Origin of the sequence: Corallococcus aberystwythensis, from assembly GCF_003612165.1 — a bacterium.
GTDB lineage: Bacteria > Myxococcota > Myxococcia > Myxococcales > Myxococcaceae > Corallococcus > Corallococcus aberystwythensis.
This window is the reverse complement of the sequence record NZ_RAWK01000323.1, coordinates 1-10,100: the sequence shown is the minus strand read 5'-3', so window position 1 is coordinate 10,100 and position 10,100 is coordinate 1. Positions and strand designations below refer to the sequence as shown.

Genomic DNA, 10,100 nt, shown 5'->3' with positions numbered 1-10,100 from the left:
CCACCCCACCGCGCGCCAGCCCCCGGTACGCCCGCGCCAGCTCGCGCAGCGTCACGTCGCCGTTGCCCAGCACGATGCCCACGCCGTAGTGCGACGCGCTCTCCTTGAGGCTCTGGAAGCCCGCCTCGCGCAGCACACGCAGCACCTGCTCCGGCCCCAGCGCGTCCGCCACCCGCACGGCCGGGATGTTGTAGCTGGACGCCAGCGCCGCCCGCAGCCGCACCGGGCCGTGCACGCGCCGGTCGTAGTTCTTCGGCACGTACGCGCCGCCCGGCGTCGCCAGGTGCACCTCCACGTCCGCGAGCACGCTCGACGGCGTGAAGCCCTTGCTCAGCGCCAGCCCGTACGCGAACGGCTTGAGCGCGGACCCCGGCTGCCGCAGCGAGCGCACACCGTCGTTCTGCCCGCCCTTCGCTTCATCCAGGAAGTCCGAGGAGCCCACGTACGCGAGCACCTCGCCCGTCGCGTTGTCCAGGACGATGGCCGCCGCCTCGCCCACGCGCCGGTGCGCCAGCCCCCGCAGCTCCTCCGCGATGGCCTTCTCCACCGACGCCTGGAGCGCCGGGTCGATGGTCGTCTCGATGCGCGACGCCCGGTCCAACCCCAGCTCCGGCAGCCGCTGGAGCAGCGCCGTCGTCAGGTGTGGCACCTCGAACACGCGCTCCGGAGGCACCAGGTCCAGCGGCGTCTCCTCCGCCAGCCGCGCCTCCTCCTTCGTCAGGAAGCCCTCCTCCACCATGCGCGACAGCACGTCGCGCATCCCGGCCAGCGCCATCTCCGGCCGCCGGTACGGATCCCTCCGCGCGGGCGACCGCGCCATCCCCGCGAGCAGCGCCGCCTGTCCCTCCGACAGCCGCTCCGCCGGCCGCCCGAAATACCGCCGCGCCGCCGCCTCCACGCCGAACGTGGAGTTCCCCAGGGGCACGCGGTCCAGGTACTCCAGCATCACCTGGTCCTTGGACAGGTGTGCCGTCAGCCGCAGCGCCCAGAGCGCCTCACCGGCCTTGCCCCACCACGAGCGCTCACGGGGCACCAGCCTGCGCGCCAGCTGCTGCGGAATCGTGGACGCACCGGACACGATGCGCCCGGCCGACACGTTGTCGCGCGCCGCGCGGGCCACCGCCACCACGTCCACACCCGGATGCCACGTGAAGCGCTGATCCTCCGCGGCGATGAAGGCCTGCCGCACCTTCGGGGGAATGCGTCCCCCCGGAAGGCCCACACTGCGTCCGTCCTCGCGGGAGAGCACCTCGCGCAGGGCATGGCCCGTGCGGTCGGTGAGCACCAGAGAGGACACCGCCTCGCGGGACAGCAACGTCCCCGGCAGGGGCCACGCGATGAAGCCCGCGCAGCCCACCACCACCAGCGCCGCGACAACCGCCACGGCGCGCACTGCCCCGCGAAGCGTGAGGTGCTTCATCACTTCGAAGCGACCTCTTCCGGCAGCAGCACCGGGAAGCGTCCGCCCTCGGAGCGGCCGAACACCTCCGGCGTGTACATCTCCTCCGCGTGCGCGGGCTTGAGCAGGAAGTCACCCGGCGTCGTGGCCCGGGCAACGAAGCTCGTCACGTGCACGCCCGGGGGCAGCTCGTCCGCGAAGAACACCACGCGGTCATCCCGCATCTCCGTGTGGTTGAACGGCGACCAGAAGCGCGTGGCCCAGACGTTCCGGCCCTCGCCCTCGTCCGTCTCCGACAGGTCCTCCTCGCTCTCGTACTCGTAGCCCTCGCCGGGGCCCTCCTCCTCACCGGAGCCCGCGGGGCCCGGCAGGCTCGCCGTGCTGGCCAGCGACGTGTCCACCGGCTCCAGGCCCGCGGGCAGCGGCACGTCCACCGCCACGAAGTTGCGCCGCATGGGCGTCGCCACGCGCACGCGCACGCGCACCAGCTCGCCCGCGCGCGCGGCCTTCGCCTGACCGCCGCCCGAGTACGGCTCGAACCAGCGCTGGACGATGATGCCCCGGTCCATCGGGTCCACCGGCAGCTGCGCCGGCGCGTAGCGCAACAGCGCCCCGTAGTAGAGGTTGCCCGTGCCGTTCACCCCGAAGGTGAAGGGCTGCGCCTTGTCCGCGGGGCCCAGCTTCTCCACCGGCACCTGTACCGTCTTCACGCCCAGGTCGCGGCCCCTGAAGTCAGCGGAGGCAAGCACCTGTCCGCCCAGCCTCACCACCGCCTCGAACGACGGCACGGCCGTCTCCTTGCGGCGCACCACTTCGGACAGGGCCATCAGCGTGAAGGCCGCCTCCTGCGTGTTGCGGAAGCGCCCGTCACCCTCGCGCGCGGACGCCAGGTAGCGCCCCATCTTCGACACGTAGGGGTGGTCTGGCTGCACGCTCACCAGCGTCTGGAGCACCAGCGCCGTGGTGCGCGTGTCGGACGACCAGAGCGGCGCGTACGTCTTCGCGTCCGTCTCCTGGAAGTGCACGCCCGCCGCGGACTCCTGGGCCGTGTTGAGCAGCTCCTGGAGCATCTTCTGCCCCTGCGCCCGGTTGCCCTTCCCCACGAAGATGGCGTCCGTCAGCATCGCCCGCGCGAAGAGCGGCAGCTTCTGCCGCTGCTCGAACAGCTCGTTGTAGTACGACGGCCGCGGCGCCCCCATGCGCGCCAGCGTGTAGAGCGCGAAGGCCCGCGTCTCCAGCCCCGGCGCGTTGCAGCCGGAGGAGCACTGCGTGCACACGCCCGCCGCCACCTTGTCCGCCAGGAACTTCTTCGCCTTGTCGAGCACGCTCGCGTTCACCGCGTAGCCCACCTCCTTCGCCCGGGCGAGCGCCAGCGTCGCGTACGCGGACGCATACGGCGACGAGCAATCACTGGAGGCCCAGAAGCGGAAGCCGCCGTCGTGGTTCTGGAGCGCTTCAATCTTGCGCACCGTCGCCGTCACCACCGCGTCCGGATCCAGCGTGCCCTGCGTCTTCAGCGCGTCATCGCTGAGGAAGCCGCGGATGAACGCCTGCTTCTGCTCGTCCGAACCGCCGGTCCACGCCACGCCGAACTTGCCGGACAGCTCGCGCAGCGCGACGAATGGAACCAGGCGGGACGACATCTGCTCCAGGCAGCCATAGGGGTAGTCCACCAGCTGGTTCATCGACTCGTCGAACCCGCCCATCACCGTGGAGGACATCGTCAGCGTGAGGCCGCCCATGCCCGGGCGCACGCCACCCGGCGGCTTGAGCCCCTCCACGCGCTCGTTCGTCGTGTCGCCGTAGACCGCCACCGCTTCCATGCCCACGGGCAGCTGCACGGGGAGCTTCTGCTCCACCGCGTCCGTCTCCCCGCCGCCCGAGACGGCGAATTGCAGCACCGCGGTGCCCGGCTGCTCGGCCACGAAGGTGAAGCGCACCTCGCGGGCCTTGCCGTCCAGCTGCACCGTCTTCTCCGAGGGGCCCTCCACGCGAACGCCCGTGAGCTTCGCGGTGACCTTGGCCTCCTTGATGGCCGGGTTCGTGGTGTGGATGACCACGCCGGCCTCCGCCTTGTCACCCACGCGCACCAGGCGGGGCAGCGCCGGCAGCGCCAGCAGCGGCTTGGCCACCTGCACCTTGCTCTCTCCCACGCCGAAGCGGTCCGCGTCCGTCACGGCCACCGCCATGATGCGGAAGGTGGTCAGGTTGTCGGGCAGCGTGAACTCCACCTTCGCCTGGCCCTGGTCGTCCGTCTCCACCGACTGGAACACCGCCGTCGTCTTGAAGTTGGACCGGATGCCGGAGCCCGCTGTGTCGGAGCCGCCGGAGCCTCCCGGCCGCGAGCCCTTCTCGCCGTACAGCTTGCGCAGCACCAGGTGGATGAGCGGCTCGCCGATGCGCACCGACAGGCCGCGCTCCTGGAACATCGCGTCCAGCGGATCCGGCGCCTTGTAGCCCGTCAGCCGCAGCACGCCTTCATCCACGGCCCAGAGCGTCACCTCCGCCTTCGCGCCCTGGCCCGCCGAGTCCTTCACCGCGACGTTCACCGTCACCTTGTCGCGCGGGCGCTTCTCCGGCGCGTCCGGCGTCAGCGCCACCGACAGGCGCTTGGACTTCTTCTCCACCTTGAGCTGGGTGTAGCCCACGCGCACCGCGGGGCGGCCCGGGTCGTCACCGGACTCGATGCCCTTGGCCGCCTCCACGCGGCCTCGCACCAGCACCACGCCCACGAAGACGTTGGGGATGGCGCCCTCGCCCAGCGGGATGTCCAGCGCGGTGGCGCTGCCCTTGAGCTTCACGCGGCGCACGCTGAGCACGCCCTCGCGCTCCACCGTGACCAGCGCGTCCGCCTGCGGATACGGGCTCTTCACCAGCACCTTCGCGGTGTCGCCCACGTCGTACAGCTGCTTGTCCGCCACCAGGTCGATGCGGTCCGTGTCGTTGCGCTGCCAGGACACCCAGCCGGAGCCGGTGACGTAGAGCGAGTCGCGCGTCGTCGCCTTGCGGCCCTTCGCGTCCGTGGCCACCGCCTCCATCACGTACAGGCCGGGCTCCGCGGGGGTGAACTTGCACTGCTGCGGCGTCGCCGCGCTCTTCACCGAGCACTTCGCCGCGTCCGTCTCCACGGGCTCCGTGACGGTGAACCACTGGCCGCCGTCGCCCTTCTTGCGGATGGACTTCCACTCGCGGCGCTTGATGTTCACATCCACCGCGACGCCCTCCTGGCGCTTGCCCTCGGGCGATACAGCAACGACTTCCAGGCCCACTTCCTTGCCGGCTTCCGCGAAGCCGGTGGAGAGCATGCGCAGGCCCGCGTAGACGTCCGCGGGGTGCACGATGACGAGGTTGCGGTTGGCGACGCGCTGCCGGTTGACGTCCTCCACCTCCGCCTCCAGCGTGTACTCCCACGTCTTGCCACCCGGCGCGTCCGCGGTGCCCAGCGCCAGCGCCAGCTGTCCCTGCGCGTCCGTGCGGCCGTCACCGGAGCCAAACGACTCGCTGCTGTTCTCCGGCTGCTCGTCGTCCCACCACCAGGTGTTCACGCCGAAGGTGAAGGCCTCGTTGCCCGGGGGCGTGAAGAAGGAGCTGGCGCGCTGCACGTTCCAGCGCACCTGCGCGTCGCCCATGGCGCCGCCGAACAGGTAGCGCGCGTCCACGCGGGCGGTGAGCGGCTCGCCGGCGGCGACGTCCTTCTTGGTCACCGCCACGTCCACGCGGAACTGCGGCGCGCGGTACTCCTCCACGCGGAAGGTGCCGCCGTAGCTCAGCGACTCGCCACCGACCTTCAGCTTCGCGGCCACCTCGTAGTAGCCCAGGGGCATGTCCTTGCCCAGCTTGAGGTCCGCGCGGAAGGTGCCGTACTTCGTGACGGCGGCCTCCGTCTGGAAGACCTTCTCACCGCGCGAGCTGGTCACCGTGACCTGCGCCTTCGCGTTCGCGGGCGGCGACTTGAGCACGCCCAGGCGGCGGTAGCGCGCCACGCCCTTGAGCATCACGTCGTCACCGGGGCGGTAGATGCCGCGGTCGGCGAACACGAAGCCCAGGCTGTCCGGCACGCGGCCCTCCCACGCGCTCTGAAGCGAGAACGCGCCGGGCGACATGCCGCCTTCCCACGTCGACAGCGTCACGCCGATGTCCGCATCCTTCACCGCGGACACCATGGCCCAGGGCGTGTCCCAGGAGGACTCGCTCTTGGGCTTGAGCAGCTCCGACAGGCCCGGCACCTTCGCCAGGCCGTTGGCGTCCGTCTTGCCCGTCCAGTGCTCCGTGCCCGCCTTGTCCCAGAGCGTCAGCTGCGCGTCCGGCACCGGGGCGCCCGTCGCCAGCGACGTCACCCACACCACGCCGGAAGCGGCGCCCAGCTTCGCGTGCACCGCCAGGTCCGTCACCTGCCCGATGACGCGGCGCGGGTAGCGCTCCTTGAGTGAAGGTGCCGTGAGCCGCGCGAGGAACAGGCCCGTCTTCGCCTCGTTGAACGCCGGGCGCAGGTTGAGCGGCGACGTGCGCTCCACGTTGCGCGCGGACTTCGTGTCCACCGTCGTCCGGTAGGGCTCCGTGGACGGCCACTCGTTGGTGTCGATGAGCTGCGCGAGCTGCGCGGGGGACAGCGACCACACCTCCGCCTGCACCTCCGGGACGTTGATGGTCATCAGCGGGATGGAGCCGTCACCGGACGCCTCCACCAGCGCCTCACGCGAGCCGGAATCGAAGGACGGCTCCACGTCCGCCAGCTTCACCTCGCCCTGGAAGGCGGAGCCCGTCTGGCCGAAGAGGTCCTTGTAGCCCGCGGCGACCTTGATCTTGTACGTGGTGCCGGGGCGGTAGCGGCCGGGCAGCGACACGTAGGGGCGCTTCTGCTCAGCGCCCGAATACGGCATCTGCGTCTGCACGCGCTCCCAGTCGATCTCCGCCTTCGGCTCCAGCGTCACCTTGCCCTTGAGCGACGCGGCGTCCAGCTCGTTGGACGTGAAGAGGATGAGCGGTCCGTAGGAGCACCGCTCCTCGCCCCAGGTGAACACGCACGCGCCCGCGGACTCCATCGTGAGCGCGCCGTAGGTGGCGTACGCGTAGCGCACCGCCTCGCCCATGGGCAGCGGGCCGTCCGTGCCCGTCAATTCGCCGTCCACCACCAGGGTGAACTGCGTCCCCGCCGGCAGCTTCTGCGCGGCCTTCAGCTCGTACTTCACGCGGCGGTCCTGGGACTTGCGCTCCGGGCCGCTGCCCACCTGCGCCTCCTTCACGTCCGCGTACGGCGTCGTCTTCACCAGCGTGAGCGGCACGGGCGCGCCGGTCGCGGGCTCCAGGCGCGCGTGCTGCGCCAGGTCCTTCACCGCCTGGTTGAAGGTCAGCTCGAAGGATTGATCCGGCTGCACCCAGCGGTAGTCCGCCTCCGGCTTCGCGAACTGGAGCGACGGACGCGGCGTCTCGAACTGGAAGGTGTACGGCTCCGCCAGCGCGGTGCCGTCCATGGCCTTGAGGCCCGCGGGCACCGTCACCGTGTACTGCGTCCCCAGCTTCGCGGGAGCGCTCGGCACGAACTCCACGCTCGCGGAGCCCAGCCAGCGCCACTCGCCTTCCAGCGCGGGGGCGATCTTCGCGGGGGCCGCCAGGCCGCGCTCCGCGGCGACGGAGCCCAGGGCGATCATCGGCTTGGTGAAGGTGATGGTCGGCCGGGCGGGACCGAAGACCTGGCCTTCGGGGCGCACGGCCGCGATGGAGAGCGGGCCCTGCTCCGCGGCGTCCTGGGCGTCGATCTTCAGCGCGGGAGGCTCGGGCAGCGGCTCAACGGCGATGCCAGGGGACTTCGAGGTCGCGGCCGGCGCGGTGCCGGGCTGCGGGGGGCCGCCGTTCTTGTCCTTGTCGCCGCACGAACACGTGGTGGCGACGACGAGGCAGAGGGCCAGCAGAGAGAGTCTGCGCATGGTGGGGCTCACGGAGTTCCAGGGCGGGCACTCGTGGCTGTCCCCCTGAAAAAATGACGCGAGCACCGTACCACGGGGCACCCCCACCCCGTGTTCACTCCGGTGTCACCCGGGGAGGCGTGGATCCGTGCCTCGGATTCCGAGCGATTGAGAGTTCCGGCTCGGAATCGGAACGCGGCCGTGACGCGGCCGGACATCCAGCACCGGAGGACCGTCCGCGAGCACGGAGCCAGTCGCGAAGGCCCGGGCAACGGACACGACGCAGCCGCCCAACAGCTTGCGCAGGTGGGACTTGGGACGGCGAGAGGGGGACGCCATGGATGCCTCCGGTCCGGATGGGGAGACACCAAGGTGGAAGGGGCGCGGCGGCCGGGCCATCGCACCGGTGCGCGAGCGTCCCTTCCTTCAGCGGACAGTGGCGGGACTCACCCGCCGCGCAGCAACGTGGCGCCCGCGCCGAGCCCCAGCAGGAAGGCGACGATGACGAGCAGCATCACCCAGCGCACTGCGACGCCCGTGGCGCGAGGGGCCTGCTGTCCCACGGTGGCGCGGGTGGGCGCGGATTCGTCCGGCACGAGGATGCGGACCTGGATGGCGGCGGTGCGCAGCACCTCGTCCACGTCGGTGAGGAACTTCTCGTATTCCTCCGGCACGAGCTCCAGCGGGGTGCCGTGCTGGAACTCGTAGCGCCTGGCCACGGCCTCGTGGTTGCGCAGCGAGGCCTGTCCCTTGGCCACGTCCACCCAGCCCGCGACGAGCGCGGGGGCGGTCCCCTTGCGGTCCACGAGCGAGATGGCCTGACGGGCCTGCTTGCCGCCCGCGGTGCTGGGGCCTTCGGGTTCGTCCACGCGCAGGATGCGGTGCGGGGAGCGGCCGTAGATCTTGTGCTGGAGCTCTGCCTTGAGGCGCTCCGCGAGCAGCGCGGAGTGGGTGGCGAACATCGTGCGCAGCTCGGACGGCGCTTCCGCCTGGCTCGCGGCCTGCGCGGACGGGAGGGGCGCGAAGATCATCGGCTCCGGCCGGCTGGCCTTCGGCGGACTGTCGCCGCGCGCCGCGCGAGGAGGTTCGGAAGAGCTTCCGTCCAGCTCGGCGCCACGGCCCGCGCGGATGAGCTCGGGAAGCTCGATGGATTCCTCGACCGCGCCCGTGCGGCCCAGGCGGGCGATCTCCGGCAGCCCCTGCCCTTCCTCGCGTGCGCTCCCACGAGCGGGGGCCGCGCCCCGGGAGGGACGGATGATCTCCGGAAGGCCCTGGCCTTCTTCGCGAGTCACCGCGCGACCCGGACGGACAATCTCCGGAAGGCCCTGCCCTTCCTCGCGGGCACTGCCACGCGATGGGCGTGCACCCTCACCCCCGCGAGCCGGACGCGCCGTCTCCAGAGGGCCCTGCCTGTCCTCGCGCGCAGCGCCTCGGGGTGGCCGGATGTCGGTCTCTGGAGCGGCGTATCCCTCGGCGTCCGCCTCCTCCCAGGGGCCCTCGCGCGCGTCATCGGCCCCACCGCGCGCAGGGGGCGGAGGCGGGGGCTTGATGCCGTCCACGCGGGTCTCCTCGACGAGGTCCTCGTCGGGAACCGGGGGCGGCGTCATCCGCGTCTCGAGGCCCGTGAACTCGGCGGCGCGAATGGCCGCGCCCGTGGTGGGCGCGACCCGCGTCTGGTTGCCCCAGGACTTCCGGCCGGAACCGCTCGCGGACGAACGGGCCGCCTCCGCGGCGTCCTTCTGCACGGAGGCCGGCACCTGGGTCTGCTCGGTGCGGACCTCTTCCGTCTCGTCCAGGTCGTCATCGAGCGGTGCGACCCGGGTCTCGTCGACCCGAGCCGGCTCGTCGTTCCTGCGGTGCCCCTTGGCCATGTGCGCGACCTCTCGCGTCAGACCATAGCGCTTCGCCCGGCCGCCGGGGATGGGCCGTGTGCCTCAGTACTTCGGCCAGTCCGGGCACACAATTTCGATGGAGCCCCCCATCCACGACGCATAGGCCGCGTCGTCCGCGACGGTGTACGCCTTCCCATAGGTCCGCTCGAAGTACTCGGCCCAGTGCGGCTGGGTGCCATCCAGGTCCGTGAAGCCGTACTCGCGCGCCAGTGTCCAGGATGCGACCACGCGCCCCGCCCTGCGGTGGACGTTCGGATCCGCCGCGAGCGCCGCCACCGCGCGGCCCACGTACGACGGCGTCTCCGACGCGATGAAGTCCGGGACCTGCTTCACCGCGTCACGCCAGTTCGCCTCCTTCACCCCGAAGCCATCCAGCATCTCCTCCGAGCGCAGGAACCCCGGTGTCACCGCCAGCGCCGTGATGTTCGTGCGGCGCAAGTCGCGCGACATCGCGAAGGCCAGCCGGATGACCGCCGTCTTCGTCACGTCGTACGAGACGCCGCCCCGGTAGCCGAACGAGTCCCCGTCCGTCACCTCCACGATGAGCCCCCGGTCGCGCTCCAGCATCAGCGGCACCGCGTAGCGGCTGGTGGCGAGGTGCGTGTACACGGCGCGGTCGAACATCAGCCGCGCCTTCGCCGGCGACTGCTTCCAGAACGGCAGCCCCAGTTCGTGCAGCGTCTCCCCGCCCCAGATGTCGTTGACCAGTACGTCCAGCTTCCCGGCCTCCGCGCGGATGCGCTGGCAGAGCGCGTCCACCTCCTCCTCCACGGAGTGGTCCACCCGCACCGCGATGCCCTTGCCGCCCAGCGACGTCACCTGCTCCGCCGTCTCCTCAATCGTCTCCGGCCGCGACGCCCCGCTCGCGGGCTGGCCCCGCACGCTGCGCCCGGTGCAGTACACCGT

4 protein-coding genes are annotated in these 10,100 nt (G+C 71.6%); all 4 read right to left on the bottom strand.

Annotation, left to right across the window (positions count from 1 at the left end; translation table 11 throughout):
• Window positions 1-1,420 (bottom strand): transglycosylase domain-containing protein (locus D7W81_RS36000; RefSeq protein ID WP_208721589.1); only part of this gene is annotated, 1,420 nt, incomplete at its 3' end.
• Window positions 1,420-7,323 (bottom strand): Ig-like domain-containing alpha-2-macroglobulin family protein, encoded by a 5,904-nt coding sequence (locus D7W81_RS35995; protein WP_120559905.1) that lies wholly within the window; start codon window positions 7,321-7,323, stop codon window positions 1,420-1,422. The genes D7W81_RS35995 and D7W81_RS36000, both read right to left, overlap by 1 nt.
• 425 nt (window positions 7,324-7,748) lie before the next feature.
• Window positions 7,749-9,173, bottom strand: a complete 1,425-nt coding sequence (locus tag D7W81_RS35990) for a hypothetical protein (protein WP_120559904.1) — start codon at window positions 9,171-9,173, stop codon at window positions 7,749-7,751.
• A 63-nt stretch (window positions 9,174-9,236) separates the two neighbouring features.
• A partial coding sequence (locus D7W81_RS35985; protein ID WP_120559903.1) for an SDR family oxidoreductase occupies window positions 9,237-10,100 on the bottom strand: 864 nt, incomplete at its 5' end.

Coding starts and splice junctions, on each gene's coding strand:
- D7W81_RS35995 (WP_120559905.1), bottom strand. CDS start 7,323: ATGCGCAGACTCTCTCTGCTGGCCCTCTGCCTCGTCGTCGCCACCACG.
- D7W81_RS35990 (WP_120559904.1), bottom strand. CDS start 9,173: ATGGCCAAGGGGCACCGCAGGAACGACGAGCCGGCTCGGGTCGACGAG.